General features: G+C 35.2%; 33 protein-coding genes. 23 read left to right on the plus strand and 10 right to left on the minus strand.

From position 1 onward, the window contains the following. Window positions 1-135 precede the first annotated feature (135 nt). The 12 genes from NCE97_RS04425 (at window position 136) to NCE97_RS04480 (ending at window position 8,671) form a co-directional block, all read left to right on the plus strand. The gene (locus NCE97_RS04425) at window positions 136-468 is read left to right on the plus strand and encodes a hypothetical protein (RefSeq protein ID WP_353777682.1); all 333 of its coding nucleotides are present in this window, start codon (window positions 136-138) and stop codon (window positions 466-468) included. 222 nt (window positions 469-690) lie between these two features. Next, entirely contained in the window at window positions 691-1,467 is a 777-nt protein-coding gene (locus tag NCE97_RS04430; RefSeq protein ID WP_353777683.1) for a DUF3667 domain-containing protein, read from the plus strand. Window positions 1,468-1,672: 205 nt separating this feature from the next. Continuing rightward, the gene (locus NCE97_RS04435) at window positions 1,673-2,371 is read left to right on the plus strand and encodes a peptide deformylase (protein ID WP_353777684.1); all 699 of its coding nucleotides are present in this window, start codon (window positions 1,673-1,675) and stop codon (window positions 2,369-2,371) included. 20 nt (window positions 2,372-2,391) lie between these two features. After that, window positions 2,392-3,255: a GNAT family N-acetyltransferase gene (locus NCE97_RS04440; protein WP_353777685.1), complete on the plus strand. Its 864-nt coding sequence runs from the start codon at window positions 2,392-2,394 to the stop codon at window positions 3,253-3,255. A gap of 67 nt (window positions 3,256-3,322) precedes the next feature. Further along, the gene (locus tag NCE97_RS04445; RefSeq protein ID WP_353777686.1) at window positions 3,323-4,069 is read left to right on the plus strand and encodes a class I SAM-dependent methyltransferase; all 747 of its coding nucleotides are present in this window, start codon (window positions 3,323-3,325) and stop codon (window positions 4,067-4,069) included. 46 nt (window positions 4,070-4,115) lie between these two features. Next, complete coding sequence (locus NCE97_RS04450; protein ID WP_353777687.1) at window positions 4,116-4,787, plus strand: hypothetical protein; 672 nt, start codon at window positions 4,116-4,118, stop codon at window positions 4,785-4,787. A 50-nt stretch (window positions 4,788-4,837) separates the two neighbouring features. Then, complete coding sequence (locus NCE97_RS04455) at window positions 4,838-5,371, plus strand: hypothetical protein (protein WP_353777688.1); 534 nt, start codon at window positions 4,838-4,840, stop codon at window positions 5,369-5,371. A gap of 22 nt (window positions 5,372-5,393) precedes the next feature. Next, on the plus strand, window positions 5,394-5,834 hold the full coding sequence (locus tag NCE97_RS04460) for a nucleoside deaminase (RefSeq protein WP_353777689.1): 441 nt from the start codon (window positions 5,394-5,396) through the stop codon (window positions 5,832-5,834). A gap of 66 nt (window positions 5,835-5,900) precedes the next feature. Then, window positions 5,901-6,662, plus strand: coding sequence for a cyclase family protein (locus NCE97_RS04465; protein WP_353777690.1), 762 nt, complete (start codon window positions 5,901-5,903; stop codon window positions 6,660-6,662). 12 nt (window positions 6,663-6,674) lie between these two features. Beyond that, window positions 6,675-7,097, plus strand: coding sequence for a VOC family protein (locus NCE97_RS04470; RefSeq protein ID WP_353777692.1), 423 nt, complete (start codon window positions 6,675-6,677; stop codon window positions 7,095-7,097). Window positions 7,098-7,108: 11 nt separating this feature from the next. Continuing rightward, window positions 7,109-7,633 carry a contractile injection system tape measure protein gene (locus NCE97_RS04475; RefSeq protein WP_353777693.1) on the plus strand — a complete coding sequence of 175 codons (525 nt, stop codon included), beginning with the start codon at window positions 7,109-7,111 and terminating at the stop codon, window positions 7,631-7,633. A 60-nt stretch (window positions 7,634-7,693) separates the two neighbouring features. Next, window positions 7,694-8,671: a sulfotransferase domain-containing protein gene (locus tag NCE97_RS04480; protein WP_353777694.1), complete on the plus strand. Its 978-nt coding sequence runs from the start codon at window positions 7,694-7,696 to the stop codon at window positions 8,669-8,671. Window positions 8,672-8,756: 85 nt separating this feature from the next. Here NCE97_RS04480 and NCE97_RS04485 read toward each other — a convergent pair whose 3' ends face one another. Continuing rightward, window positions 8,757-10,913, minus strand: a complete 2,157-nt coding sequence (locus NCE97_RS04485; protein ID WP_353777695.1) for a TonB-dependent receptor — start codon at window positions 10,911-10,913, stop codon at window positions 8,757-8,759. 131 nt (window positions 10,914-11,044) lie between these two features. Here NCE97_RS04485 and NCE97_RS04490 point away from each other — a divergent pair, with 131 nt between their 5' ends. Further along, entirely contained in the window at window positions 11,045-11,719 is a 675-nt protein-coding gene (locus NCE97_RS04490) for a lysoplasmalogenase (RefSeq protein ID WP_353777696.1), read from the plus strand. Window position 11,720: 1 nt separating this feature from the next. Here the strand turns inward: NCE97_RS04490 and NCE97_RS04495 are convergent, their stop codons facing one another. Continuing rightward, on the minus strand, window positions 11,721-12,992 hold the full coding sequence (locus NCE97_RS04495; RefSeq protein WP_353777697.1) for an NAD(P)/FAD-dependent oxidoreductase: 1,272 nt from the start codon (window positions 12,990-12,992) through the stop codon (window positions 11,721-11,723). A gap of 130 nt (window positions 12,993-13,122) precedes the next feature. Here NCE97_RS04495 and NCE97_RS04500 point away from each other — a divergent pair, with 130 nt between their 5' ends. Beyond that, a complete protein-coding gene (locus NCE97_RS04500) occupies window positions 13,123-13,617 on the plus strand; it encodes an RNA polymerase sigma factor (protein WP_353777698.1) in 495 nt (164 codons plus the stop codon). Between the two features lie 4 nt (window positions 13,618-13,621). Continuing rightward, window positions 13,622-14,266, plus strand: a complete 645-nt coding sequence (locus tag NCE97_RS04505; RefSeq protein WP_353777699.1) for a DUF8845 family protein — start codon at window positions 13,622-13,624, stop codon at window positions 14,264-14,266. A gap of 7 nt (window positions 14,267-14,273) precedes the next feature. Here NCE97_RS04505 and NCE97_RS04510 read toward each other — a convergent pair whose 3' ends face one another. Further along, window positions 14,274-15,071: a lysophospholipid acyltransferase family protein gene (locus NCE97_RS04510; protein WP_353777700.1), complete on the minus strand. Its 798-nt coding sequence runs from the start codon at window positions 15,069-15,071 to the stop codon at window positions 14,274-14,276. Window positions 15,072-15,121: 50 nt separating this feature from the next. Then, window positions 15,122-15,760 carry an NUDIX hydrolase gene (locus NCE97_RS04515; RefSeq protein ID WP_353777701.1) on the minus strand — a complete coding sequence of 213 codons (639 nt, stop codon included), beginning with the start codon at window positions 15,758-15,760 and terminating at the stop codon, window positions 15,122-15,124. Window positions 15,761-15,840: 80 nt separating this feature from the next. Here NCE97_RS04515 and NCE97_RS04520 point away from each other — a divergent pair, with 80 nt between their 5' ends. After that, window positions 15,841-16,482: a peptidylprolyl isomerase gene (locus NCE97_RS04520; RefSeq protein ID WP_353777703.1), complete on the plus strand. Its 642-nt coding sequence runs from the start codon at window positions 15,841-15,843 to the stop codon at window positions 16,480-16,482. On the opposite strand, the gene NCE97_RS04525 is transcribed toward NCE97_RS04520, so the two are convergent. Together NCE97_RS04525 and NCE97_RS04530 are read right to left on the minus strand one after the other, a co-directional pair. Next, entirely contained in the window at window positions 16,464-17,075 is a 612-nt protein-coding gene (locus NCE97_RS04525; protein WP_353777704.1) for a trimeric intracellular cation channel family protein, read from the minus strand. The two genes, NCE97_RS04520 and NCE97_RS04525, sit on opposite strands and share 19 nt — an antisense overlap. Further along, complete coding sequence (locus tag NCE97_RS04530; protein ID WP_353777705.1) at window positions 17,075-17,791, minus strand: RDD family protein; 717 nt, start codon at window positions 17,789-17,791, stop codon at window positions 17,075-17,077. The genes NCE97_RS04525 and NCE97_RS04530 overlap by 1 nt, the downstream gene beginning before the upstream one ends. Window positions 17,792-17,826: 35 nt before the next feature. Here NCE97_RS04530 and NCE97_RS04535 point away from each other — a divergent pair, with 35 nt between their 5' ends. The 6 genes from NCE97_RS04535 to NCE97_RS04560 are packed head-to-tail and all read left to right on the plus strand — an operon-like array spanning window position 17,827 to window position 24,018. After that, on the plus strand, window positions 17,827-18,834 hold the full coding sequence (locus tag NCE97_RS04535; protein WP_353777706.1) for a stage II sporulation protein M: 1,008 nt from the start codon (window positions 17,827-17,829) through the stop codon (window positions 18,832-18,834). Further along, complete coding sequence (locus NCE97_RS04540; RefSeq protein WP_353777707.1) at window positions 18,831-19,715, plus strand: hypothetical protein; 885 nt, start codon at window positions 18,831-18,833, stop codon at window positions 19,713-19,715. The genes NCE97_RS04535 and NCE97_RS04540 overlap by 4 nt, the downstream gene beginning before the upstream one ends. Beyond that, complete coding sequence (locus NCE97_RS04545) at window positions 19,716-20,462, plus strand: DUF4129 domain-containing protein (protein ID WP_353777708.1); 747 nt, start codon at window positions 19,716-19,718, stop codon at window positions 20,460-20,462. It abuts the gene before it with no gap. Then, the gene (locus tag NCE97_RS04550; protein ID WP_353777709.1) at window positions 20,455-21,684 is read left to right on the plus strand and encodes a DUF4350 domain-containing protein; all 1,230 of its coding nucleotides are present in this window, start codon (window positions 20,455-20,457) and stop codon (window positions 21,682-21,684) included. Before NCE97_RS04545 ends, NCE97_RS04550 begins: the two co-directional genes overlap by 8 nt. Next, window positions 21,666-22,664: an AAA family ATPase gene (locus NCE97_RS04555; RefSeq protein WP_353777711.1), complete on the plus strand. Its 999-nt coding sequence runs from the start codon at window positions 21,666-21,668 to the stop codon at window positions 22,662-22,664. Before NCE97_RS04550 ends, NCE97_RS04555 begins: the two co-directional genes overlap by 19 nt. Window positions 22,665-22,683: 19 nt before the next feature. Beyond that, window positions 22,684-24,018 (plus strand): DUF58 domain-containing protein, encoded by a 1,335-nt coding sequence (locus NCE97_RS04560; RefSeq protein WP_353777712.1) that lies wholly within the window; start codon window positions 22,684-22,686, stop codon window positions 24,016-24,018. Between the two features lie 19 nt (window positions 24,019-24,037). Here the strand turns inward: NCE97_RS04560 and NCE97_RS04565 are convergent, their stop codons facing one another. The 4 genes from NCE97_RS04565 to NCE97_RS04580 form a co-directional block, all read right to left on the minus strand. After that, complete coding sequence (locus tag NCE97_RS04565; protein WP_353777713.1) at window positions 24,038-24,388, minus strand: nuclear transport factor 2 family protein; 351 nt, start codon at window positions 24,386-24,388, stop codon at window positions 24,038-24,040. 4 nt (window positions 24,389-24,392) lie between these two features. After that, entirely contained in the window at window positions 24,393-24,860 is a 468-nt protein-coding gene (locus tag NCE97_RS04570; protein ID WP_353777714.1) for an MGMT family protein, read from the minus strand. A 17-nt stretch (window positions 24,861-24,877) separates the two neighbouring features. After that, window positions 24,878-25,381, minus strand: coding sequence for a DUF4199 domain-containing protein (locus NCE97_RS04575; RefSeq protein ID WP_353777715.1), 504 nt, complete (start codon window positions 25,379-25,381; stop codon window positions 24,878-24,880). Window positions 25,382-25,510: 129 nt separating this feature from the next. Further along, entirely contained in the window at window positions 25,511-25,924 is a 414-nt protein-coding gene (locus NCE97_RS04580) for a LuxR C-terminal-related transcriptional regulator (RefSeq protein ID WP_353777716.1), read from the minus strand. Between the two features lie 218 nt (window positions 25,925-26,142). Between NCE97_RS04580 and NCE97_RS04585 the strand changes: the two genes are divergently transcribed. After that, window positions 26,143-26,835 (plus strand): Ig-like domain-containing protein, encoded by a 693-nt coding sequence (locus NCE97_RS04585; protein ID WP_353777717.1) that lies wholly within the window; start codon window positions 26,143-26,145, stop codon window positions 26,833-26,835. Window positions 26,836-26,853 lie beyond the last annotated feature (18 nt).

Consider the following 26,853-nt stretch of genomic DNA (forward strand, 5'->3'; position numbering starts at 1 on the left):
CGCCTAGCCTTCGACAGGCTCAGGTCATCGCTTCTGAAAATCCTCGCGGATTTTCTATTCAGTTTGTATTTGCTAATTTAGTTTCAGAAACGCGCAACTAATCATAGTCGAGACCGTTGTGTACAATATATAGAAATGTCAATACCAAAAAAAGGAACACGGAAAATATCGGTTAATGAATTGAAATTTAGATGGCTGATTCGAAAAAAGGCTACCTATACTCAATCTGTTTATGGAATTGGAAAATTACACGTTGCTGTTGAATTGGAAGAAAATCCAAAAACAAGTTTACTTATCCATACAGACCGAAACCATCCTAATGATATAGAAACTGAAATAGTAAACCCAATAAAACCTTCTGATATTTCGAATTGGATTAAACAAGCTTTAGAATTAGGATGGAATCCTTCTAAATTTGGGAGCCCGTTTCGGACAAAAATTGTAGAGAATAAAGTAGAATTGGAGTAAAAATCACTGTACTCAATAATGGCTATAATTCATATTTAGTACCGAATATTACACAGAAACTACCACTTATTACTCCGTCCTTTCTTTTTTATAGAACCTGTATTTACTTTGTAGGTACAAATCATAGTTGAGTCCGTTAAATTGAATTCAGCGTTTAGCGGAACGTAGCATGCCATTTTAAGAATACACTACAGTTGGACTAAATCTCCCAAATCACTGAATATGATAAATGAAGAATCATTGAGCGAAAATCTGAAATCAGATATTAAATGTCTGAACTGTGAAAGTGAGGTAAGTGGGAAGTATTGCTCCAACTGTGGTCAACAATCTGATGTCACCAGATACTCCTTAAGATATATAGTCAAGCATGATATTTCACATGGGATATTCCACATCAACCATGGTTTACCCTATACACTTAAAGAACTTTCAAGAAGACCCGGACACGCCATTGCAGAGTTCTTAGAAGGACAGAGAAAGAAACACTTTCATTTTTTTACGTTTATCATTATTGCTGTTTTAACCAACAAAGTAATAGGGATTTTAGGATCTTTTAATTATGATGACTTTAACTCAATCTACAACAACGATACCGTAGCGAAGGTTGATGTTTTCATTAAAGAAAATACCAAAATTATCACCCTTGGAGTCATTCCCTTACAGGCTGCAGTTAGCTTCTTAATCTTTAGAAAAAGTAAGTTAAACTATAGCGAACACCTTATCATATCCAGCTATATAGCTGGAGCGTTGTTATTCATCGACCTACTATATCCTCTAGGGTTTTTGGTTATACATTCGAAAGCCGAAACAGGACTGTTAACGATTGTGGTAGAAGTTTTAAAAATTGCGTATTCAATCTGGGTATTCAATCAGTTTTTTTCAAAAATGGGCACTTACTCAAAAGGTTCAACATTGGTTCGTAGTATACTTAGCACGTTGTTGATTCTATTTTTGACCTACACTATATTTTTACTTATAGTAAATTCGAGTTATATGTAACCAAGTATAATTATGAAATACAAGGGTTGAAGACCCAAATACAATTACGGAAATAAAAGAAGTAATTTGCCAATTGTTCTTATCTTTACCTTTTATTATCCCCTTTATTATTTATCTAGAAATAAAAGCACGTAGATAACACTACGGCTTTAAACGTATATACTTTACTATGATACGACGATGTTTTATTTATACCATGATACTTATGACAGGACTATTGCAAACAGGTTGCTCAGAAGATGCTTCACTAACCTTACAAATACCTGAAGACGGATTTGAAGTCGTACAGCATATTCCCGCAGATGCAGAAGGAAGAGATCAAAATACACTGTACTTAAGCCCTAGAAGCATAAAGCCAAAAGAATTTAATACTCCCGAACTTAATACGCTTATAGATAGTATGTATGCAGTAATGATCAGAAAAGCTGGCGTTGGGATTGCAGCAAATCAACTAGGGAAACGATTGCAAATATTTATGATTGAAGCTAAGGTAGATAATCCAAGGTACCAAGTATTAGGCCCCGTTGAAAAGCAGGTTTTTATCAATCCAATAATCACAAAAGTGTCCAAGGCTCGCAAAAACTTTTGGCATGGATGCCTCAGTGCTCACGGCGAAAAAAGAGGAAATGTAGCAAGTTTCGAATGGATAGAATATGAGTGTCAAAATCAAAAAGGTGAAATTCAGCGTGGCAAGTTAGATGGATTTGCCGCGGTAATATTTCAGCACGAATACAGGCATTTGATGAAAGGAACCTATTTAGACCGTGCTAATCATTTTTTACCCAAGGAGGAACTGGACAAAAAACTCGATACAGGAGAACTCCCTTTTTTCGAATCGGCAACTGATACACTACCTTTGCTTATTGAAGGTTATAAACTCGGAATCTCTTTAGAAGATTATTGAACCAATAAAACTAAGTATAGTTGATACAACCAGAAAACTTAGAACTAAAAAAGCTCAACAAAGATGGATTGAAGACTTTGGTCGGTTGGGCAAAAAAAGAAGGCTGGAATCCTGGAGAAAATGATTTTGATGTATTTTGGAAAACCGATCCAGATGGATATTACGGATTCTACTCTGAAAATGAATTAATTGCAGGAGGTGCAATAATCTCATACAATAATGAATTTGGATTCATGGGGTTGTTTATTGTTCATCCAAATTTCCGAGGTCAAGGTATTGGTAAAAAACTATGGTACCTAAGGAGAGACCTATTGCTTAGTAGGCTAAAGAATGGTGCTACCATTGGCATGGATGGTGTAGTGGAAATGCAGCCATTTTATGAAAAAGGTGGTTTTAGCATCGCCTTCAGAGATGAACGATATGAGTGCATTGGTCAAAAAATATCAATCCATAATGCTATATCGGTCATTGAATCACATGATTTTGAAAAGCTGTTTGATTACGATTTAGAATGTTTTGGTTACAAAAGGAAAGAATTTTTAAAGAACTGGTTAGTCATTCCAGATAGTAAAGCTTTCAAGTTTTCAAGAAACGGTAAGCTTAATGGCTTTGCAGTGATCCGAAAAGTTAATTCTGGGTTTAAGATAGGGCCTCTTTTCGCTGACGACGACGACACAGCAGAAGCATTATATGAAGCTTGTCTAAATTCGGCCGTAGGAGAATCTGTATATCTTGATATACCAGTAATTAACAAAGGAGCCGTTGGACTAGTGAAGAAATACAAGGCCAAATATATTTTTGAATGTGCAAGAATGTATTACGGAGCATCCCCAAAAATAAATATGAATAAAGTATATGGGATAACCACGTTCGAACTAGGATAGCTTGCTGCTACTATGTAAATGTATTGAAACATCAAATACGCAACACACAATTAAAAAACAAGAACACGTGAAAGCAAAATATGATACCATAGGCATTAATTATGCACAAAAACGTAAAAGTGACCCAAGGATAGCGGCACAGATTTTAAACAAGCTAGACGGTGCACAACGTATTGTCAATATTGGTGCTGGCGCTGGATCTTATGAGCCAAGTAACATGGATCTCGTAGCAGTAGAGCCTTCTTTAGAAATGATAAATCAGCGTGGCGCTAATGCACACCCAGTGGTGCAAGGCTCTGCAGAATCACTGCCTTTCCCAGACCACAGTTTTACACATGCATTAACAATATTATCCATGCACCATTGGGAAAACAGAGCACTGGCTTTTAAGGAAATCAATAGAGTAGCCACAGAACGATTCGTTGCTGTGTCATGGGATCCAGAATCTGAACCCTTTTGGTTAACAAGGGATTATTTTCCAGAAATCATTGAATGGGACAGAACCATATTTCCGGATGTAAATGAGATTCACGATTATTTTGATGATGTAGAGATAGAACCTTTATTAATTCCTGAAGACTGTATTGACGGATTTTTGGCAGCTTACTGGAAAAGACCTTCAGCTTATCTTGATGAGTCTGTCAGAAATTCAATATCAAGTTTTTCAAAACTCAATGACATCTCAAAAGGCCTGAAACAGCTAGAATCGGATATAGAAAGCAAAGCTTGGTTTGATGTCAATCAATCGATATTGAATCAATCAACGTTAGATGCTGGATATGTTATAATTTCAGGAAAAACAAAAAGTGTATAATCCTTTCTGGCTAAAATTCAATTGTATTAATTACCTTTCCTCTACAATGAAAAATCAACGCAACGCTCTAGTCCTTTTTCTATGTATTGGCTTAATTTTTAGCTTCAGTAGTTGCAAGAAGGAGGTTCATCAACTTGAACAGTCGTCAATCACACATGACTCCATTTTATCTCCCAAACTGCTCAATAGTGAGCGTATAGCTTTAAAATTTGGGACTTACGCCGTCAAGGTTCTAAAGCAAGATTCGACAACAAGAGTGTCCAATCTCTATAGCTTTCATGATAAAAACAAGATTACCAGAACTTTTGCTGTAGTTGCATATGCGACAACAATCGACAGCATGTTTTTAAAAGAGCACCAAAAAATATTAGAAGGTCAGTCTATCGGTCGCGTTTTCAAGAAAGCACAATGGGGTATCAAAAAGAAAAACCTCTACTTTGGTGAGATTGCACCATCAAAAGATTATGAACAGGTATACAAGCTCATGGGAGACATTACACCTACAACTCTAGCTGTATATACTTATGATTTTCTCATAGAAAAGGATAACAAGTCCTACAACTATGCAACAATTACTGAAATATATCATCCTGAATACCTTAAGTTATCAGATCTAAAAAAAATTAATCCAGATGCTGAAAGACATTTAGAAAAAACTGATACAATACTAGATTTGTTGAAACACGTTGAAAACGAAATGAAAATCAATCATTACTAAAGGATACTTTGTATTTTAGTACTATATCTAATCAATTACACCTACTTACTATGAAAAAATTACTAGTCTTATTCATCACTTTAAGTTCATTAACTGCATGTAAGCAATCAACTTCGTCAAAAGTTGATGCAAAAACGGATAACAGCGTAGACAGAAATAGTTTTGCTTTTAGTTGTCCTGCAGATTGGAAAGTAACGGACGACGAAGGGTCGATTGCTGATGGGTACCACTATTTGGCAGTTGAAAAAAAGGGATTCGATTCTAGTGGTTTAGTGACTATTTCATCATTCAATGATATTGTAGAATTGGATGATATCATAAACATCAATATTGAAGAACTTTTTAGCAATAGTTTGTTCGATAACTTTAATGCTAACCCAATAACCGATAGCTCGTTTAATACTATGACGTCGCGTAGTTCGACATTTAACTTCAGTGCATTAGGCGTAAAACACGAAGGCACCATATATGCCTTCAGTAGTGAAGATAAAACCTATGCTATTATACTCCAAGGCGCTGTTGAGGATAAGGCATCTAACCAAGAAGGTTTTGAAAAGATTGAGAATAGCTTCTCAACCAAGTAACCGTAATTTAAATACATCGACTATGGATATCTTTTTTGATGAATGTGTAAATGAAGCTGAACAAGGATTGAATGAAGGCGGAATTCCTATCGGATCTGTTGTAGTACATGATGGTGAAATCATCGGTAGAGGCCACAACAAACGAATTCAGCAAGGCAGCGTTGTTCTCCATGGTGAAATGGATGCTCTTGAAAATGCTGGGCGACAACCAGCAAGCGTATACCAAAATAGTGTTCTGTATACTACCCTATCCCCTTGCCCAATGTGTACAGGAGCCATTTTACTGTATGGCATCCCAAAAGTGATTATAGGTGAAAACAAAACCTTTCTAGGATCAGAAAAACTACTAAGAGACCATGGTGTTGAAGTAGTTGTATTGAACGATCAAAGATGCATTGATCTTATGGAAGATTTTATTACCAAGAATCCTAATTTATGGAATGAAGATATAGGCGAGCCATAAATTGAATATCTTTAAGTCTTATAAACTACCCCTTTATATTTACTAACAAATTCAATTTAGACTATTATGAAAATAATAGACCTATCAAAGCCCATTAAGTACAATAAGTCTGACCCTTGGTTTATGAAAGTGAAAATAAAGCATAAACCGCATCGAAAGGCAAAATGGTTAATTCGATTTTTGGGTTTACCCTTCAAACTATTTCCTAAAGGTTTTGAAGGTTGGGCTGACGATACCATTAAAAAAATGGGTGTGCATTCTACGACCCATATTGACGCACCTTGGCATTATTCGCCGACCACAGGAGGCAAAAAATCTAAAACCATAGATGAAGTCCCATTAGATTGGTGTTTTGGAGATGGTATTGTAATAGACATGAAACACAAAGCAGATTTTGATGCTATTACAGTAGCAGATATTGAAGGTTTTTTATCAGAACATGATTTACAACTAAAGCCTGGAATGATTGTCCTTATCAAAACCGGAAGAGATAAATTTAATGGCACAAAAGACTTTCATAAAGTTGGTACAGGTATGAGTGCCAAAGCGACAGAATGGCTTATAGACAATGGCATTAAAGTTATGGGAATAGATTCTTGGGGTTGGGATTTACCCTTACCCTATATGCTGAAAAAAGCCAAAGAAATAGGAAACTCAGAATTTTTCTGGGAAGCTCATTTAGTCGGAAGAGATAAGGAGTATTGCCACATGGAACAGCTTGTCAACTTAGACGCACTTCCTTACTCTGGTTTTAAAGTCGCTGTATTTCCACTAAAAATTGTTGGCGCTTCTGCAGCTCCTGCAAGGGTTGTAGCCATGATGGATTAAATTAAAAAGAACATGAGTACCGAAGATAATGACTTACAATTAGAGTTTCTGGACCACGTAGCTATTAGAGTAGCAGATCTAGAAATTTCTGCAAATTGGTATGAAAAAGTTTTAGGCTTGAAACGCTATCAGCTACCAGAATGGGGAGCGTTTCCAATCTTTATGCTTTCAGGTAAATCTGGCGTAGCACTATTTCCTGCTGACCTAAATGATCCAAAGTTAGATTCCAATTCAAGAAACATAAAAATTGATCATTTTGCGTTTAATGTCACCAATGAAAACTTTGAGAAAGCTAAACAACATTATTCCAAACTAGATATAGAATTTGACTTTCAAGATCATCATTATTTTCACTCTATATACACTAAAGACCCAGATGGGCATAAAGTAGAGCTTACGACAATAGTGGTCGATGAAGACACCTTTTATAATTAATCTTAGAACTTATGGCAGATACTAACAACTCCAAATACCACATTGAAAATGCTGGATTAGTACTCTGTCATCCATTTATAACTACATTATTCAAAAGATTAGAGTATTTAAATAGCGACAATCAATTCAAAGACGAAGACTCTAAAACTCGTGCTATACTTCTGCTTCATTATATCGCCACAGGAAAGTTAAGCTATGTTGAAGAACAAAGCCTTGACCTACCAAAGCTTATTTGTGGACTTCAAATGGATTCAACCATAAAACAAAATGTTTCATTATCTGATAAAGAAAGAAACGAAGCGCAGGAACTTATCAAAGCCATTATCTCACATTGGCAAAGTTTAAAGAACACTAGCCCAGAAGGATTAAGAGAAACTTTTTTGAACAGAGATGGACTATTAGAAATTGATGATGAGACTTATAAAATTATGGTGGAATCCAGAGCAATGGACATCTTACTTAGCACATTACCTTGGTCAATAAGCATGATAAAATTGCCTTGGTTAAAAAGGCTCATAATGGTCTCCTGGAATTAGTTGTCTGGCAATTACTTTTCCTTATCTTTATCTCAACACTTAAGCTATTATCACCACATCTTGAAACCTGAAAATGTACTTATACATATAGGATTACATAAAACTGGCACTACCTGGCTACAAAACGAAGTATTTGCCTCTGACAGTGACATTTTTGAACCACTATCGCCTCCAGGAAAATTTAGAAAACATAGCACATTAGCTAAAGATTTTGTCTTTGATAATGACCTAAACCTTCTCAATTCTTTTGATGATAATGAAGCACAAATAAAACGTGAACTTAAAGCTATCTTAGATAGCAAAGCCAATAACAACAAAATCTGGGTAATGTCTCACGAAAGACTCTCTGGATATCCTAGTAGTTCTGCCTTCGATGCTTCGATCATAGCAAGAAGAATTCACAAGATATTTCCTAATGGTAAAATATTGATCATGATAAGAGAACAGCAGTCATGGTTGCTCTCCAACTATTTTCAATACTTAAAAGAAGGTGGTACTCTGAGCTTAAAAAAGTACTTACATACCTCTTACGACGGAAGAATTCCAGGTTTCTCTCTAAACTACTTGAAGTATCATCATATTATCGAAGGCTACCAAAACCGCTTTGGTAAAGACAATGTTCTCGTGTTACCTTATGAGCTTCTCATAAGAGACAAAGACCTGTTTACAAAATCGCTTGGTGAATTTGTAAATGCAGATATCAAACTACCAAAAGAAAAATTTGACAAGCAGTATAACTTAAAAGATAACCACTACGTCAACTACAAGTTTAGATGGTTAAATAATTACACAAACTCTTCCTCTTCGTTAAATTCTAGTTCTGGGAAGCGATTATATCGCCTAAAACTAATTGCCTTAAGGACCAAATCCGTATTGAACAGAATATTCCCAAAGCGCTACAACGAAAGACTAAAAGAACGGTTCAGAAAAGAGATAGCAGCTTGGGCTTCAAACAAGTTTGAAACGTCCAATACATTGACTAGCAATCTTACAGATATAGATTTGCAAAGCTTGGGATATCGTACTTCTATTGAATAACCCTACATTCGATTCTAATACCTGATAACTATTTAAACTACAGTTCTTTGGCTTTAGGCTAAAATTGAAATAATCCTTTCTCGGCTTATAGATTATCCAGCTGATTATCCGTACCATCATCACTTATCGTCCAGAAAAACCCAATGAAAAAGAACTGGTCAGCTGCTGGTGTAAGCGCTCTTCTATCGAAAGTTCCATTTGCATTAGCTGTATTCGCATACTGATAGCCATTGATATTATTGAATCCAAAAACATTGTTTACTGAAAAGTATAATATCTTCTGTTGGCTCAACAAATATGCCCAGTTAAAGCTTAGGCTATTGAAGCTCTTAGTTTGCTCAGACAAAAACTGATCGGTATTTGGGTTAGTGTACGGACGACCGGAACCGTAAGAATAACTCAACCCAAGCTGACTCTTCCAGCTATTTACCCAATATTTGGCAACTACAGAAAGATTGTGCTCATTGGCAAAGCTTGGTCTAGCGGACTCTACAAAGTTTCGGTAATTACGCTCAGTATCCAAGTAAGAATAGCTCAACCAATAATCCATATTTTTAATGCTCTTATTATCCCTCCAGAACAAGTCAATACCTTGTGCAAAACCATCGCCAGAATTGTTGAAGCTGCTGTCGAAACCTTCAAGTTCAGTATCAAACTTCACCAAATCGTCATATACTTTTCTAAAGGCTTCTGCTCTAAAAATCTTGCCATTATTCACATACTGATAATTTAATATGAAATGCTGAGCGCGTTGTGCTATTAAGTCTTGTTGAAACTTTAATGTGTTGTTATTTGGTCTTTGATAAAAATCGCCATAGGCTAAGGAGAACTGTCCATTTTCAGAAGATTTATAAGCGATAGATAATCGTGGTGCAATAGTCCAATCGCTGAACAAATCATAATAATCTGCTCTAAGACCCGCTTTTAATGCTAGTTTTTTGCTGAATATGATATCCGTTTCAACAAATCCAGACGATAAATGATTGGTAAACCCATAACGCTCATTTAAGTTAAAATCCGAATCAATGAATCGCTCTTGAAAATCTGTGATGAAATGATCTGCACCAAAATTCACTTTGAAACGACTACTGAAACGCTTTTTTAGTTTGAACTTTGCATGAACAGAATTCTCCACATTCTTAATATCACTAGTTATGATATTCACCTTTGTGTTAGAGTTGGTGTAACTCACTCCTGTATTCATTGACCAGCCACTACCTAAGACGCCTTGGTAAGATGTATTGGTGTAAAAGTTTGTATTGTTCAGTTTGAAGTACAATCCTTCTGTAAGGTTGATGTCTTCTTGGGTTAGTTCAAAATCGGAAACATCAAATGCTGCATAGAATTTCAACATTCCAGACTCTAGTTTTTGTCTAAAGACTGCTTCACCTTGAGCACCTCTATAAGGCTTCTCCCAATCGTTTCGGTCTGGGAATAATTCAATATATGGTGCCAAATTGATGTAAGATACATTGATGCTCAATGAGGTCTTATCCCATTTTTGTGTATTCCCTACTGCGCCACCAACACTCATAATACCAATGTCTGTTTTCTCTTGGTCTGGCTCGTCGATAGTATTTAGCAATAACACACTCGATAGTGCCTGACCATATTCCGCAGAATAACCTCCAGTAGAAAATGTAATCCCATCAAATAAAAATGGTGAATAGCGTCCCCGTGTTGGAATATTGTTCGTCGTTGGCGAGTATGGTGTAAATACTCTAATACCATCAATAAATATCTGTGTTTCGTTAGCATCTCCTCCCCTTACAAACAAACGTCCATCTTCGGCTACAGTGGTTGTGCCTGGTAAGGTTTGTAACGCACCAACAAAATCTCCCAAAGCACTAGCGGTTGTGACTACATCCAAAGGCTTGAGCACAGAAACCTTACTGTTATCATTGGCTTCAAAAGTTCCTGCAGAGATTACTACAGCATCTAGTGTACTTACATCTTCTCGTAGTTTTACATCTAAATTATTGAGTAGTGAAACGTCATTGGCAATAGTTCGGGTTTCATAGGATAAAAAAGAGATAATCAATACTTGTGTTCCTTCTTCTTCAGTGGTAAAAGAAAATTCACCTAATGCATCACTTGTAGCACCATCGTAAGTACCTTCTAGATAAACATTAGCACCTTCGATAGGATTACCCTTGGTATCAGTGACTTTTCCACTAATTGTGGTTTGTGAATTCACAAGATTAAGAATCAATAATGCGATGGTTAGTGCGATCTGTTTCATAATATTTGTTCTGTTCGTTTTTGATTGACAAGGCAAATATTATATCGTAATCGCTTTCTTAAAATTGAAAAATTCCGAATTGTCAAAAATGAAAGATGAATTGAATATATTTGAACTTATTACCAACTATTATGCTCACTAAAACCGAAAAACTCTTCTCAATTCTATTCGTATTTATTGTACTCGCTGAATTGATTTCCGGAAGTCTTGAAAGCCTATCACAGCTCCACTACATTGCTAAGCCAGCAATAGTGATATCACTAATTACTTATGTGGTTTTTAAAGGAACTATTGAAAACGCTACAATCAAAAGATTGACGATTTCTGCCTTAGTGCTTTCAGTTATTGGTGATATACTCTTAATGTTTGTAGATAACTCTCCGCATTTCTTTACTGCAGGTTTAGCAGCCTTTCTGTTAGCTCATGTAGTATATATTATAACTTTTCTGAAACATAGAAACACAAAGAGAAGCATTATTGCTTTCGCAGCGATACTGCTGGTTTATGCAGCCTTACTTTTCTACCTCATCAAGGACAATCTTGGTGCTATGCTTATTCCTGTGATTTTGTATATGCTTGTGATACTATCTATGGCAGTTTCAGCATATAAGAGAAAAGGCAATGTGTCTACGCTAAGCTATAACTTGGTATTTATTGGCGCATTATGTTTTATGCTATCGGATAGTCTTTTAGCCCTAAATAAGTTTTATAACCCACTACCACTTTCGAACATAAGTATAATGCTCACTTATGCCTCAGCACAATACCTTATCGTATTCGGAATTATAAAGAATAAGACTTCTTAGATTACTTCTTGAAAGGCCTAATGATAAGTCTGGCTGCCTTATCAAAATTGATATAGTTGTATGTCCAATTAAAGAATACAATAACTCTGTTCCTAAAGCCTACTAAAGCCATGAGGTGAATAAACATCCAAACGAACCATGCGAAAAAACCAGCGAACTTAAAGTGTTTTAAGTCCACAACAGCTTTGTTACGACCAATCGTAGCCATAGAGCCTTTGTCTTTGTAAGTAAATGGTTTTAGAGGTTTATTCTTGACTAATCTCAACAGGTTCTTTCCTAAAAGTTTTCCTTGCTGAATTGCTGGTTGCGCCACTTGTGGATGTCCTTTAGGATATGCCTCCGTTTCCATATAAGCAATATCACCGAGGGCAAAGATGGAATCGTAGCCTTCTACTCTATTGTATCGATCCACTTTATAACGGTTAGCTCTGTCTAAAAGACTATTTGCATCTAACCCATCAACTGGAGCTCCTGTAACTCCTGCTGCCCAAATCAACGTCTCAGATTCTAAATGTAATGCTCCATTGGTTGCAACGGACTTTCCATTGTATTCCGTAACGAAAGTATTGCAGTGCACCTCTACGCCTAGCTTCTTCAAAAACTCTTCTGCTTTTTTTGAAGCATGTTCACTCATTACTGGTAATACTCTATCATTACCTTCCAACAGATGAATTTGCATATCCTGAGTATCCAAATCTGGATAATCGCGAGGTACAATGTGATTTTTCAATTCAGCAATTGCACCTGCTAACTCAACTCCAGTTGGTCCGGCACCTACAATAACAAACGTCAGTAATGCTTTTCGTTCTTCTGACGTGTTGGCTATGGTTGCCTTTTCAAAATTTTGCAACATCAAACTACGAATATTCAATGCCTGAGGAACTTTCTTCATAGGCATACTATAATCTTCTATAGTTTTATTGCCAAAGAAATTGGTTTTCGTTCCTGTTGCAAGTACCAAATAATCGTAATGCAATGCTCCTATATTGGTTTCAATACGTTTTTCTTCAGCATTAATTGCTTTTACTTCTGCTAACCTAAAGAACGAATTCTTATGGTTTTTAATGATTTTCCGCAAAGGATACGCAATAGAATCTGGTTCTAATCCTGCTGAAGATACTTGATATAATAAAGGTTGAAATGTGTGATAATTGTGTTTATCGAGAAGTACAACTTGTAGGTTTTTGTTAGCCAGCATTTTAACTAAACTAACTCCTGCGAAACCTCCACCAACAATAACTATTCTTGGTAATTCGGACTCTGGTATGTTCATAAGTGATCATTAAAAATGACTAGTACAAAGATACAACATATGGGATGTTTAAACTATTTTTGAATATTCTTTAACTCACGTGTAACATTTTAATTTTATTTACTACAAATAGGTGACTAACCAATAGAACTTGAACAAAGAACTCGAACATAATTTTGTTGAACTCTTAGAGCAGCATCAAAACATCGTGCACAAAGTGTGTAGATTGTACACTAATAACCAAGAAGCGCATAATGATCTGTTTCAGGAGATTACCATACAGTTATGGCGTGCATTTCCTAAATTTAGAGGAGACTCAAAATTTAGTACATGGATGTACCGAGTTGGTTTGAATACGGCTATTACTCTTTATCGTAAGTCTAAGCGTAGATTAAAGACTTATGAATTGGATTCGCTTCAGTTTAAAATAAAAGCTGAAGATTATGATGATACAGAAGAAGAGCAGTTAAAAATGCTTTATAAAGCTGTACATCAATTGAATGATATTGAAAAAGCTTTAGTGTTTTTATACCTCGAGGATAAAGACTACAGAGAAATTAGTGAAACCTTGGGTATTACCGAAGTTAACGCTAGAGTAAAAATGAATAGGGTGAAAACCAAATTAAGGAACATACTAAATCCGTGATATTATGGATGAATTAGATTTACTGAAAAAAGACTGGCAGAATAAGGAGCATAATTATCCTACACTGTCCTACAATGAGATTTATAAGATGATCCACTCTAAATCATCTAACATTGTAAAATGGATATTCATCATAAGCATCTTAGAATTTGCTTTATGGACTTTTTTATCTTTCTTCCTTAAAGATGCCGAATCTATGGAACGCTTCAGAAGCTATAACATGGAAGGCATCACTCTTACGTTAACCATTGCTGGTTATGCTGTCTTAGCCTATTTCTTCTATCTATTCTTCCGTAACTACAAACGCATATCTACCACAGCTTCCATTAAAAACTTAATGGAAAATATACTTCGCACCAGACGCACAGTAAAACAGTATGTTGCCTTTAACCTTATTTTCCTTGTAATCTCTACAATTGTTGTGCTTTACATTCAACTAGACCAAGATCAAGTAATGATAGCTCAGGCTCAAGAAGCTGCTGCGAATGGTGAAGCCTTCAAGTATTACGCCGTAATCATTATAACTACAATCATAGGATTAGCTATAGTCATAGGAATACTTCTATTATTTTACTGGCTTATCTATGGAATTTTACTGAAGCGCCTGAACAGAAATTATAGAGAATTAAAAAAGATTGAACAAGAGTAGACATTAACTACCACTCTCGCTGTTTGTTCATTTCCTCTCTAGCTAATAATTCTTTTTGAGGAATTACCTTCAAGAATGATGGATGCTGTTCTATAGCATATTCTATCTTCTCAACAATTTCTGGAATAGTCTCATTATCGTAATCGATCTCTAACGGTTGTTTCACCTCAAAAGATTGATAAATATTCTTCTTTTTAACACGTAATCCTTTCTTATCAAAAGAACGTCTAAAGCCATCTATGACGATTGGAACCACAATAGGCTTGTGTCGCTTTATAATATGAGCCGTTCCTTTTCTAATAGGCTTAAAAGGCGTTGTAGTTCCTTGCGGAAATGTAATTACCCAACCATCATCTAGTGCCTTCTTGATGTTGGTAATATCACTCATCTTTACTTGTCGATTGACATCCTGTCCTGCTGCTCTCCAAGTACGTTCAATACTTATAGATCCTGTATATGCAAATATCTTTGGAATAAGCCCAGACTTCATCGTCTCTTTTGCCGCCACGTAATAGATATTGAGTTTAGGATTCCAGAGGTAACCCACATTTTTTATACTGTCTAAGCGACCGCTTAAGCTCGCATTAAACACATGGAACATGGCAATAACATCTGCAAAATAGGTTTGGTGGTTAGAAATAAAAAGGACATTAGTATCTGGTAGATTCTTTAAAATCTCCGAACCTTCAATCTGTAACTCATTAAATCCTCTAAACCTTCTATGGGTTAAAAGTCCAAGAATTCTTATGAGCCATTTTTTTACAAAGAGGATGTGTCCAAAAGGGTTTTTTTTGAATAATCCCATAATTAGTTTTAGTTAGTGGTAGCTACAAATGTAAGAAAACAGAATTGTGCTTAAGTACGTTTTAACATGTCTTTTAGTTCGCTAAGCATCATTGCTGTGGCTCCCCAAACGATATGACCCTGTAATTTTAAGGCAGGAACCTGTACATTAACCTTATAAGACGTTGGTACTGTAGTTTGTATGGCATTAGTGTCGTCCATTAATTCAGAAAGCTTAATCTCAATCACTAGTTCTACCTCAGTATCGTCTTTAATAAAAGTTGGCACTTGCTCTACAAATCCTAGAAAGGGCTGAACAGAAAAATTGCTCGGAGGAATATACATTGGGGTCATTTCCTTAACAAGCATAACATCGCCTTTAGAAATACCGATCTCTTCTTCTGTCTCTCTGAGAGCTGTAGCAAGCAAAGTTTCATCTTCATCTTCGTGCTTCCCTCCTGGAAACCCAACCTGCGCAGAATGTACACCTTTGTAGGTGTTCCTGAGGATGAGAACAATATTGGCTTCATGATTGACATCTGGATAAATTAATGCTAAAACAGCGGATTTTTTTGCTGTTTTCATTTTTTCCTTTTGAAGTTCCATCAGCTCCAATCGATAAGGAGGAGACATCTTTATTTGTGAAGCTTCTCCAGGAAGTTCTAGATTTTTTATTTTTGAGGCTAATTCTAAGAAGGTATCAAATGTCATTAATGCGGATTGTAATTTTTCTTTTGTGTCTAGGGATTTTTTCAGGGTGTGAAGATAAGCAAACTTCAAAAAATACTACTGTGGCAAAAACAGATACCATTAGCGCTCCAAAGGCTAAAAAGAAGGAGACTCCAAAAAAGCCTGAAAGAGAATTTCCAAAACTCAATAGTAAGAATGCTATGGACTTCTTCTTGGAATATGAAAAAACCAACAAAGAAAATAAAGTCCGAATCACAACCGATTTTGGCGATATCGATATTGAGTTTTATGAGATTACAAAGTTTCATCGTGCCAACTTTATATTCTTAGCCAAGCAGGGCTACTTTGATGGTACACAGTTTCATCGTGTTGTAAAGAACTTTATCATACAAGGTGGAAGCACTGATGACCCAAAAATTGGAAAACGCAGACGTCATATTGGGAAGTATCTACTTCCGCCAGATACAAAAAGAGGGTTTAGACACCATAGAGGTGTTATTTCTGTACCAAGTAGCGAGATTGAAAATGCGTACAAGCTTGCTTCACCTTATGAGTTTTTTATTGTCCAAAATCCAAACGGTGCTTATCATTTGGACGGTCAATACACTGCTTTTGGAAAAGTCACAAAAGGCATGGACGTAGTTGACAAGATAAATAGTGTGAAAACTGATAATTCTGAATGGCCTTTAAAAAATGTTTACATCAGAAAAGTAGTCGTTATTAATCAATCCGAATCTTTATAAATTGTAGGTAAACTAATCTTGAATTTCACTGCAACCAACCTAATTGCAATAACTACCAAGCCAGAAATAATAAAAATTAGATTATTGTCTACAGGTAATTTTCTTAGCAAGAAATAAACTATTCCACCAGCAATACAGGCTGTTGCATAAATCTCTTTCCTAAAAATCACCGGTATTTCATTACACAAAATATCGCGTATTACACCACCAAAGCTAGCAGACATAGTCCCTAAAGCGATACAAATAATTGGGTGCAAGCCTATTTCTAATCCTTTTTCTATACCAACAACAGTATACAATCCTATACCAATAGTATCAAATAAAAATAATGAGCTTCTTAGATAACTAATATGTTTTTGAATAATAACTGTGATTAACGTCGTGGCAAGGATGACGTAGATAAATGTCATATTCTTCATCCAAAATACTGGTGTTTGTCCAATAAGCACATCCCTAAGTGTACCGCCACCAACTGCAGTTACAAAACCAATAATCAACACCCCAAAAGCATCCATGCGTTTGTTTAATGCTATTAGCACTCCAGAAATTGCGAAAGCTATAGTTCCTAAGATGTCAATTACCTGAAAAAACATTACATGTTTTGTGTGTAGTAGTTATAATCTTTAATAACAATGGCTATAAAATCAACAGGCTTTTCATTTGGTACCACATCCATAAGCTCTACCAGTCGATTATTCAAATTCAAAATAATGTTATGATTGCCTTTTCTTACAGCATCATCGTATAATGTTTTCACAGTCTGCATATCTTTATCAGATAGTACTAAAACCTGGCTGTATTTTGGCACATAGTCATTAGGTAAATCTCTAATTATTGTATCCTTTATAGAGAATTTTTGTTTCTCGCTAATCACTGTAGTCTTTGCCGCGATATCGCCTACTCGTTGTCCATTACCCTTTATCAAGATTGTTAATACAGCTAATCCTCCACTAGTCAAGACAACATCAACAATGCGTAATATCCATCGAACAAAATAATTAGAAAAACTTGGTCTAGAGCCATCAATCTTAACGACTCTGGTTTTTACTATGTATTTACCAACTGTCTTACCGTTCCAAAATGTTTCAAGCAGAACGTAATATAGGAATGCTGGTAACCCCATAAGCAGATATATAGCCCATAAATCGCCAAAATCTAAATCCAATGACACCAATAGAAGGATGACTAATATTGAATAAAAGACAATAATAACACTATCTATGATGTACCCAAGCATACGATCACCAATGTGTGCTACATTCTTTGCAATCCCTACATTTTGTGCCGTTTCTATTTGAAATTCATTCATATTTTCTTTTCTTTGAAAACCTCAATGGATGATGTATGCGCGAAGCCGCTTTTGTGAAGCAAAATAAAGATAAATGGTTAAAATTTGAAAGCCTTCTTTCAAATAAAACCAATTTGGATCCTAATCAATTATCAGACTTATATATTGAAATTACTGATCATCTAAGTTATGCTCAGACATTTTATCCAAATAGTAACACCGAGCAATACCTTAATCAGATAGCCTCTAAGGCGCATCAAACGATATACAGAACCAAAAAAGAATCCAAGAATCGCTTAATTTCTTTTTTCAAAACAGAGTTCCCATTGATGTTTTATCATCACCATAGAGAACTCCTTATTTCATTTTTAACCTTTTCACTTTTTGTAATTGTCGGCGCTTATTCTGCTGCTAATGATGGAGATTTTGTGCGTTCTTTTCTAGGAGATGGCTATGTAAACATGACTTTGGAAAACATTGAAAAAGGCGATCCTATGGCTGTATATAAGCAGCAAGGAGAATTTCATATGTTCCTTGGGATTACGATTAATAACATAAAGGTGGCGCTATTCGCCTTTGGCTATGGCATTATGTTTGGCATTGGTTCTTTGTTCATTATGCTGAGAAATGGCATTATGCTTGGTAGCTTTCAATACTTTTTCTACGATCAAGGATTGTTATGGGAGTCTATGAGGACAATCTGGATTCATGGTACTATAGAAATTTCTGTAATCATAATTGCAGGTTGCTCTGGTCTTGTGCTTGGTAATGGAATGTTATTCACAGGAACACTACCTAGACTCACTGCATTTACCAGAGGCGTTATCAATGGGCTGAAAATTCTAATAAGTACAATCCCTTTCTTTATAATAGCTGGTTTCCTCGAAGGCTTTGTAACCCGTCATACGGAAATGCCAGATTGGCTTGCCATTTTTATTATTGCATCTTCTTTAGCACTTATACTATTTTATTATGTTTACTATCCGATCTATTTACATCGGAAAATGAAAGCAGAAGAAATCAATAAATCATCTAACCAAATTACTTTAAATATCACAGAATGAAACCTTATATCGAATTTAAAAAGCAACGCGACCTTGGTGAAATATTATCCGATACCTTTGGTTTTTTAAGACACGAGTTCAAACCTTTTTTCAGAACTGTTTTCACAATAGCAGGTCCTGCTCTATTTGTTTTTGTAGTAACTCTAGCCTTATACAACTATGTCATAGGTGATTCGTTCGATTTTGGATTATCTTCAATGGGTTATAATCAATTTAATGGCTTTACCATATTTATTGTACTGATCATATACTTAATTGCTGCTATTGCAGCCTATATCTTATTAATCTCCTCTGCACTCCATTACATAAAATCTTACATTCAAAATAAAGGAGAGACAAATATCAAAGAAATACGCCAAGATGTTATGAGAACATTTTGGGGATTCTTGGGCTTAAGTATTCTTAAAGGAATTACAATATTTTTGGCCATTTTGATATGCGTTCTACCTGTGTTTTATGCTATGATTCCTATGGCAGTGGTATTTAGTATTTATGTATTTGAAACAAGACAATCTGCCACTGATGCCTACTCAAAAAGCTTCAATTTAGTAAATCAGGATTTTTGGATAGCCTTTGGAGCTTTTATCATTTTAGGGATACTGTTCTACATAATCAATATGGTATTTTCGTTGCCTGCTGTAATCTACACTTATGCAAAAATGGGTGTGTTTTCAGGTGAAATCGATCCTTCAAGCTTTGATACTCTTGTAGATCCTGTTTATATCTTTCTCAATGTACTAAGTCAGATAGTACAATACCTATTGAATCTGATACTAGTAATTGGTGGAGCAGTCATCTACTTTCACCTAAATGAGAAGAAAAATTTCACCGGAACTTATGAGCGTATTAGTGAAATAGGCGAAAACAATAACACAATCTAAATGCCTCTTAGACTAGGTATCATACTTTTATGCTTTTGTTTCAGCTTGAATAGCTTTGCTTTTCAAGAAGAAATACAGGATTATTATGACGATGTTACAGTAGAACAGAAGCCAATAAGCAATGAAGACCTAGAGCCATACACTTCGGATAAGGATTTTGATTACACAGAAGTTGAAGAAGATGAAGAAAATTTTCTAGAGCGTTTTGGCAACTGGTTAAATAACCTCTTACGTAAGTTTTGGGAGTCTATATTTGGTGTTGGCACCGCTTCTGGCTTTATCTATTTTATGTTTAGAGTATTGCCTTATATACTTCTTGCAGTTCTTTTGTATCTGCTTATTCGATTCTTTTTGAAAGTAAATTCCAATGCTATTATAGCGAAGCAAAAAGAAGCTGCTAACGTAATACTCAATGAGGAAGAACGAATCATTAAGAGTGAAGACATTCCACAATTGATTAACGCAGCCATAAAACAGAAAAACTACAGATTAGCAATACGATATTATTACTTGATGACGCTGAAGCTTCTTACTGATACTGACAGTATTGACTGGATGCCTCAAAAGACAAATAAAGATTATTTAAATGAACTCGATAAAGAGGACATTAAAACTGGGTTTAAAAATATCACCAGAATCTATGATTATGTGTGGTATGGTGAGTTTAATGTGAGTGATTTGAAATTTGAAACGCTAAAACAACCTTTCGAAACTTTCAATAATGCTTTAAAACAAAACAATGAGTAGAAAAGGAAAGGTATATATCATATTGCTCATCCTCACGGTCATTGTTATTGTCTTCTTAGAAATGACAAAAGCAAAAAGCGTTAATTGGTTTCCATCTTATGCTACGCATCATAAAATACCTTATGGAACTTATGTCTTCCAAGACCTATTAGAAAAACATAGTACTACAATCAATAACAATGAACGTCCTCCTTTTGAGTATTTAGGTTCAGATGCCTCCATGGATGGTACCTATCTATTTATAAACGATAACATTTATTTTGGAGAGGATGAATTGTATAGACTTCTGGACTGGGTTGACGATGGGAATAAACTATTTATATCTGCTTCAGATTTTGAAGAAAAACTACTGGATACACTCAACCTGAATACAAGATCCATTAATACTTTCAGTAATTTTAGTGGTGATTTTGAATTAAAGTTGGTAAATCCAAACCTAGATGACAGATCGGTTTACACTTTTGAAAAAGACCCAGTAATGTTCTACTTCAATAGAATTGATTCTGTATCTACTAAGGTTCTAGGCGTTATCAAAAATCAAGACTCGGAAAGCGATATCGATGAGGAAGAATTACTAGCAAATGTCATTAGACAACCTTTTGGAGATGGTGAAATCATATTGTCTACATTTCCGCAAGCATTTACTAATTATTTCATCTTAAAAGATAACGGCAAAGATTACACTTCAGATTTAATGTCATATATAGACTTTGATCGACCGCTATACGTTGACCAATATTATAAATCTGGTAAGACCATATACAGCTCACCAATGTATTTATTCTTAAATACAAAGTCTTTAAAATGGGCATATTACATCGTAATCATAGGCGCTTTGATTTATATCATTTTTGAAGGCAAACGCAAGCAGCGAATGATTCCTATCGTACAGCCACTAAAAAATCAGACCGTAGATTTCACGAGGACTATTTCGAATATGTATTATGAAAATGGTAAACACAAAGATATTGTGCATCACAAAATTCAGCATTTCTTAGAGTATATCAGAAATCATTGGCATTTACAAACCTCGATTATAGACAATACTTTTGTTACAAATTTAGCTTCGAGAAGCAATAATACTATAGAAGATACCACTGCCCTTTTTGAAGCCATTAAGGCTATAGAAAATCAAGAAGAAGTCAGTGCAACTAGATTAGAAAGATTAAATAATCTCATAGAAAATTTTAAATCCAATAACCAATGGAAAACGAAGACGTAAACAATGACAACTTAAATTTTGACAATAGAATTCCTTTAGAAGACTTAAAGAAAGGCGTAGATTCTATTAAAGAAGAGATAGGAAAGGTTATCATTGGCCAGGAAAAATTTGTAGAACTACTCATCATTGCATTGTTAGCAGATGGTCATGTTATTATAGAAGGTGTGCCAGGAATTGCAAAAACAATAACGGCCAAGCTCTTTTCTGGAACTTTAAAGACAAACTTTAGTCGTATCCAATTCACACCAGATTTAATGCCAAGTGATATTCTAGGGACGTCAGTTTTCAATATGAAGACTTCAGAATTCGAATTCAAAAGAGGACCTATCTTTTCTAATATTGTTTTAATTGATGAAATCAATAGAGCTCCAGCAAAAACGCAAGCAGCACTTTTTGAAACTATGGAAGAACGTCAAGCTACAGTAGATGGAGTCACCTATAAGTTTGATCCACCGTTTATGGTTTTGGCAACTCAAAACCCTATAGAACAAGAAGGAACGTATGCCTTACCTGAAGCTCAACTAGATCGCTTTATTTTCAAAATAAAAATAGACTATCCTTCTCTCGAAGAAGAAGTCAAAATCATAGAAACCCACCATAACAGAAAACGTGAAGCACCTATGACACGCATCAATGCAGTACTAAATAGCGCAAAAATTGCTGAGTACAGAGACAAGGTTCAGAACGTTATCATAGAAGAAAAGATTATTAAATACATAGCTGAAATAATTTCTAAAACCAGAAATCATCCTCATCTATATCTAGGAGCTTCACCAAGAGCTTCTATAGCTATTCTTAATGCTTCTAAAGCCATAGCTGCATGTAATGGTAGAGATTTTGTGATTCCTGAAGATGTAAAAGGGGTGCTAAATCCTGTACTGAATCATCGTATTATATTAACTCCAGAAAGAGAAATGGAAGGTATGACCACAGAAAATGTCATTGAGATGATCGTACAATCTGTGGAGATTCCGAGATAGTTAATTGTAGACTGCTATAATGAAGAAGTTCTTTAAATCTCTTTATGTACATAATCAACTCTATGTCTATCTTACCATAGTATCAGTCTGTTTTTTACTATCGTATTGGATCGATATGCTCTATAGTATTGCATGGATTCTATTCATTATTATTGGTGTATTGTTCCTTGTAGATATCCTTATTTTATTCAATAGAAAAAATAATGTAAAGGCATATAGAATATTGCCAGATAAGTTTTCTAATGGTGATATAAATCCTGTGTCCATTATGTTGGAACACGATTTTAGGCACACAATCTATATCGATGTTATAGATGAACTTCCTGTACAGTTTCAAAAGAGAGATTTTTTGTATTCCACTGCTATTAAACCTTATGAGAAGCATAGCTTTGAGTATTCAGTATATCCAGTAGATCGAGGAGAATATTTCTTTGGAAGCATTAACGTGTTTTGCTCTTCGGTATTTAAAGTTGTTAAACGTCGTTTTCAATTTGAAAGCAATAAAATGGTTATGGTATATCCATCCATTATTCAAATGCAGAAATACGATTTTCTGGCCATAAGCAATTCCCTTTCAGCAGTAGGTTTAAAGAAAATACGTCGTATTGGAAATACCTCTGAGTTTGAACAAATAAAAGAATATGTTTCTGGTGATGATTTTAGAACTGTGAACTGGAAAGCGACGGCCAAACGTGCTGAGCTAATGGTAAATCAGTATCAAGATGAAAAGTCGCAACCCATATATTCTGTGATAGATACAGGTCGCGTTATGAAGATGCCTTTTAATGGCTTGAAGCTTTTAGATTACGCCATTAATTCTGCACTTGCTTTCAGTAATGTTGCTTTAAAAAAGCATGATAAAGTTGGACTCATGACATTTTCTAAAAGCATTGAAAGTTTTTTACCTGCTCTACTTAAGCCAACATACCTCAACAAAATATTAGAGACACTTTACAATATTGACACTAAGTTCAACGACAGTGATTTTGGATTGTTATACGCGCAAATAAAGCGAAAAGTAACTCACCGAAGTCTAATACTACTGTATACCAATTTTGAGCATATCAGTGCCCTAAAGCGACAAATGCCTTACTTACAAGGTATATCCAAAAAACATTTGCTTGTTGTAGTACTTTTCGAAAATACTGAGTTAGAAGAAATAACTTCACAAGATGCCGAAAACCTACAAGACATCTACCACAAAACTATCGCAGAAAAGTTTGCTTTTGAAAAACGCCTGATGGTGAAAGAGCTACAAAAACACGGTATCCAAACTATCCTCACGCCTCCAGAAAAGCTTACAATTAATACCATCAACAAATATCTGGAAATAAAAGCAAGAGGATTGATTTAAGCTAATCCTCATGCTGTAATCATCCCTTAATCACAGCATTGCCAATATTATAATACGATCGTATTTCCTTAATAAGGTTTCCTTCAATACTATACCATTCGCAAACTGACATTTCTAAGCCTGTATTCGCATTTTTTTGTTCAAACTGAACACACACATTATTCCCTTCTTCGATCTGTTTTATCACAGTAAGCGTATTATCCAGAAAATCTTCTCTATTCTTTAATACAATGTCCATATATTTTGATTTGGGTGTTATCGTGCCAAATGGGCTTGTATGACTAAAATCTTCTGTAATGGGTAGGTCTTCAATATTTCCATTAGACCAACACTCGATCCATTTTTTTACAATTGGGTTTATCGTCTTCATGATATTAATACGTTTTTAAATACTGTTTATAGTTAGATACTTTAGGCGGTTTTTTTCCTTTTCCAGGTTCAATAGTAAAGCCTTCATCTTTAAGAAGTTTTGACTGTAACTTCGAACCTCCAGGAAACTTTATATTTATGGAACCGTCAGGTCTAAGAACGCGCCAATACGGTGTTATCATAGCTTTTGTTGTTCTCTCTTCTTCCGCTGCCAAAGCAACATACTTTAGATATACTCCTGTTGGAATAGCTGCAGTAACTTGGACTCCCTTTTGGTTAGCCAAAACTTCTCTAATGATGTCATTTGTAATGAGCTCTCCTTTTTTGGTTTTGCAGATAACCGCTTCGATATCTAAAGCATTAGGAATAAGTATTCTTCCTTTCCCCAAACGCTCTTCCCATTCTGGAGTTATGGTATGTATCTTCTCCTCTACCTCATTTACTTTTTCTCGCCAAGTTTTTTTCTTTGCCATGGATAGACTATTATGATTTATCTCGCAAGCGTTTTATTAGAACTTCTCAAAGCCAATGTACTTATCAGATTGATGATAGTCCCAATTAAAAACACCATTAAAAACATAATCACACCCTGAAAAGCTGGCGATTGCATATACTCTGGCATAGTAGCCATGTGTACTTGAGCTTCTTGTAGCTCAGCCTCAGTAAACCACTTTTGTTGCCATGCTCTAAAATCATCTCCTTCAATAACAAAAAACAGCATACCATATATCGCCATCAATAATGAAGAAATCAAGGTGATTCCAAATCCTATTTTAATGCCTTCATTAAATGAAACAATACCACTGTTTAGCTTGTCTCTAAAATATTTTATCCCAAGAGGAATAGTAAGCAAGGACACCGTTATAGACAAATAACCTATAGATTCCGAAAGATTGGGTCCATAAGCTGGAGCAATAAAGAACCAATTTAGTAGCCCTAATACTATCGATATGCTTGCTCCAATAATACCATATCGTAAAACAAATTTTTTCATAATCTACTGTGTTTATTTTTTCATAAAAGTATCGGATACGAGGTTATTAGGGCTCACTCGAAAGTATGATTTTTGGTAAAAACAAGAAACTCACTCGAAAGTATGATTGGTAAAACTGCCGGTTTACGCTTATATGATATTCAAATCGCGACCTATCTTAACCGCTTCGGTTCTACGCTTGGCATTGAGTTTAGACAGAATCTTTGAGACATGGGTTTTAACGGTGTTCTCGGTAATAAATAATGTTTCTGCAATTTGACTATTAGACAACCCATCGGACATTAAGCCCAAAACCTTATGCTCTTGCTTGCTAATGTTTAATTCCTTCAAGCGTTCTAAGTCTATTTCTTTTATATCATCTATGTTTTTTTTAGTGTGAAACAACCGCGTAATGAAATAACCCAAGGCAATAAACAAAACACCAGAAATAATGAGAAATACATCATTGAGGCTTTGTGTACTCATTAACGAAAATTTACTAACCTGAAATAATAGCACAATGATGACAGAAATACTTCCAAAAATTATGATGGTACGCTTCATAAAGACAAAAAGGTAGCTTTTAATGCCATTAAATTTAAACCAAAAAATAGAAAAAGTATTAAAGTAAAGTAATAACTATAAAGTACTACGCTAAAAAACAACCAATCCAAAACTCCGTAACACGCTCCAAATCAATAGAATTAATTTTTTGTGAAAGTTTTTGTAAAGAACGCTCATTCAATCAGACTCATTAGGTGTTTCAAATTAAAATCAACCTAATGAACATTAAAAAAAGATACTGGGTTTTTATACTACCTCTTATTATTGCAAGCTGTATTGGAGAAGACATTATAGCAGATTTCATTGAGCCCGAACTTCGCATTACCAATCCAATAACTGAGATTGCTATCTCAGAAAGTTATCAATTTGACATTGTGTATTTTAATAATATCGGTCAAGAAGAGAATGCAGATATCGATTGGACCAGTTCCAATACAAGTGTAGCTACGATTGATTCCAATGGTCTTCTAATGTCTATTACAGAAGGCAATACCATTATAACAGCTTCTACAACTATAGCGGATCAAACCATTGAAGAAAGTTTCCCAATAACTGTAACCACAGAACCAGATAATACACAACAACCTATTGTTAAATCTGGTACGATTGCAACTACTAGCAGTTATCTACTACAAGGCTCATTTACTTTAAGTGAGTTAGAAGACTCTAACGATCTATTACTTAGTTTTGAAGATGACTATCAAGCAGACACAGCATTGCCTGGCTTGTATGTTTATCTAACCAATAATCCGTCTTCAATCGCCAATGCCCAAAGCTTAGGACCAGTTAATATTTTTAATGGTCAACATCAATACGTAATTCCTAATACTGGAATAAACGATTTTAGCCACTTACTGTATTGGTGCGAGCCTTTTTCTGTAAAAGTAGGCGACGGAACTATAGAAGATTAATCCTCACAAACTAAACAA

This window comes from Winogradskyella sp. 3972H.M.0a.05 (assembly GCF_040493455.1).
Classification (GTDB): domain Bacteria; phylum Bacteroidota; class Bacteroidia; order Flavobacteriales; family Flavobacteriaceae; genus Microcosmobacter.

What these genes read in the sequence shown, in the direction of transcription:
- NCE97_RS04540 (WP_353777707.1), top strand. Translation starts at nt 18,831, where the DNA reads ATGAAACCTTATATCGAATTTAAAAAGCAACGCGACCTTGGTGAAATA.
- NCE97_RS04585 (WP_353777717.1), top strand. Translation starts at nt 26,143, where the DNA reads ATGAACATTAAAAAAAGATACTGGGTTTTTATACTACCTCTTATTATT.
- NCE97_RS04510 (WP_353777700.1), bottom strand. Translation starts at nt 15,071, where the DNA reads ATGGGATTATTCAAAAAAAACCCTTTTGGACACATCCTCTTTGTAAAA.
- NCE97_RS04550 (WP_353777709.1), top strand. Translation starts at nt 20,455, where the DNA reads ATGAGTAGAAAAGGAAAGGTATATATCATATTGCTCATCCTCACGGTC.
- NCE97_RS04545 (WP_353777708.1), top strand. Translation starts at nt 19,716, where the DNA reads ATGCCTCTTAGACTAGGTATCATACTTTTATGCTTTTGTTTCAGCTTG.
- NCE97_RS04515 (WP_353777701.1), bottom strand. Translation starts at nt 15,760, where the DNA reads ATGACATTTGATACCTTCTTAGAATTAGCCTCAAAAATAAAAAATCTA.
- NCE97_RS04475 (WP_353777693.1), top strand. Translation starts at nt 7,109, where the DNA reads ATGGCAGATACTAACAACTCCAAATACCACATTGAAAATGCTGGATTA.
- NCE97_RS04430 (WP_353777683.1), top strand. Translation starts at nt 691, where the DNA reads ATGATAAATGAAGAATCATTGAGCGAAAATCTGAAATCAGATATTAAA.
- NCE97_RS04455 (WP_353777688.1), top strand. Translation starts at nt 4,838, where the DNA reads ATGAAAAAATTACTAGTCTTATTCATCACTTTAAGTTCATTAACTGCA.
- NCE97_RS04535 (WP_353777706.1), top strand. Translation starts at nt 17,827, where the DNA reads ATGCGCGAAGCCGCTTTTGTGAAGCAAAATAAAGATAAATGGTTAAAA.
- NCE97_RS04565 (WP_353777713.1), bottom strand. Translation starts at nt 24,388, where the DNA reads ATGAAGACGATAAACCCAATTGTAAAAAAATGGATCGAGTGTTGGTCT.
- NCE97_RS04490 (WP_353777696.1), top strand. Translation starts at nt 11,045, where the DNA reads ATGCTCACTAAAACCGAAAAACTCTTCTCAATTCTATTCGTATTTATT.
- NCE97_RS04460 (WP_353777689.1), top strand. Translation starts at nt 5,394, where the DNA reads ATGGATATCTTTTTTGATGAATGTGTAAATGAAGCTGAACAAGGATTG.
- NCE97_RS04435 (WP_353777684.1), top strand. Translation starts at nt 1,673, where the DNA reads ATGACAGGACTATTGCAAACAGGTTGCTCAGAAGATGCTTCACTAACC.
- NCE97_RS04530 (WP_353777705.1), bottom strand. Translation starts at nt 17,791, where the DNA reads ATGAATGAATTTCAAATAGAAACGGCACAAAATGTAGGGATTGCAAAG.
- NCE97_RS04450 (WP_353777687.1), top strand. Translation starts at nt 4,116, where the DNA reads ATGAAAAATCAACGCAACGCTCTAGTCCTTTTTCTATGTATTGGCTTA.
- NCE97_RS04495 (WP_353777697.1), bottom strand. Translation starts at nt 12,992, where the DNA reads ATGAACATACCAGAGTCCGAATTACCAAGAATAGTTATTGTTGGTGGA.
- NCE97_RS04425 (WP_353777682.1), top strand. Translation starts at nt 136, where the DNA reads ATGTCAATACCAAAAAAAGGAACACGGAAAATATCGGTTAATGAATTG.
- NCE97_RS04560 (WP_353777712.1), top strand. Translation starts at nt 22,684, where the DNA reads ATGAAGAAGTTCTTTAAATCTCTTTATGTACATAATCAACTCTATGTC.
- NCE97_RS04570 (WP_353777714.1), bottom strand. Translation starts at nt 24,860, where the DNA reads ATGGCAAAGAAAAAAACTTGGCGAGAAAAAGTAAATGAGGTAGAGGAG.
- NCE97_RS04505 (WP_353777699.1), top strand. Translation starts at nt 13,622, where the DNA reads ATGGATGAATTAGATTTACTGAAAAAAGACTGGCAGAATAAGGAGCAT.
- NCE97_RS04470 (WP_353777692.1), top strand. Translation starts at nt 6,675, where the DNA reads ATGAGTACCGAAGATAATGACTTACAATTAGAGTTTCTGGACCACGTA.
- NCE97_RS04575 (WP_353777715.1), bottom strand. Translation starts at nt 25,381, where the DNA reads ATGAAAAAATTTGTTTTACGATATGGTATTATTGGAGCAAGCATATCG.
- NCE97_RS04555 (WP_353777711.1), top strand. Translation starts at nt 21,666, where the DNA reads ATGGAAAACGAAGACGTAAACAATGACAACTTAAATTTTGACAATAGA.
- NCE97_RS04525 (WP_353777704.1), bottom strand. Translation starts at nt 17,075, where the DNA reads ATGTTTTTTCAGGTAATTGACATCTTAGGAACTATAGCTTTCGCAATT.
- NCE97_RS04485 (WP_353777695.1), bottom strand. Translation starts at nt 10,913, where the DNA reads ATGAAACAGATCGCACTAACCATCGCATTATTGATTCTTAATCTTGTG.
- NCE97_RS04580 (WP_353777716.1), bottom strand. Translation starts at nt 25,924, where the DNA reads ATGAAGCGTACCATCATAATTTTTGGAAGTATTTCTGTCATCATTGTG.
- NCE97_RS04465 (WP_353777690.1), top strand. Translation starts at nt 5,901, where the DNA reads ATGAAAATAATAGACCTATCAAAGCCCATTAAGTACAATAAGTCTGAC.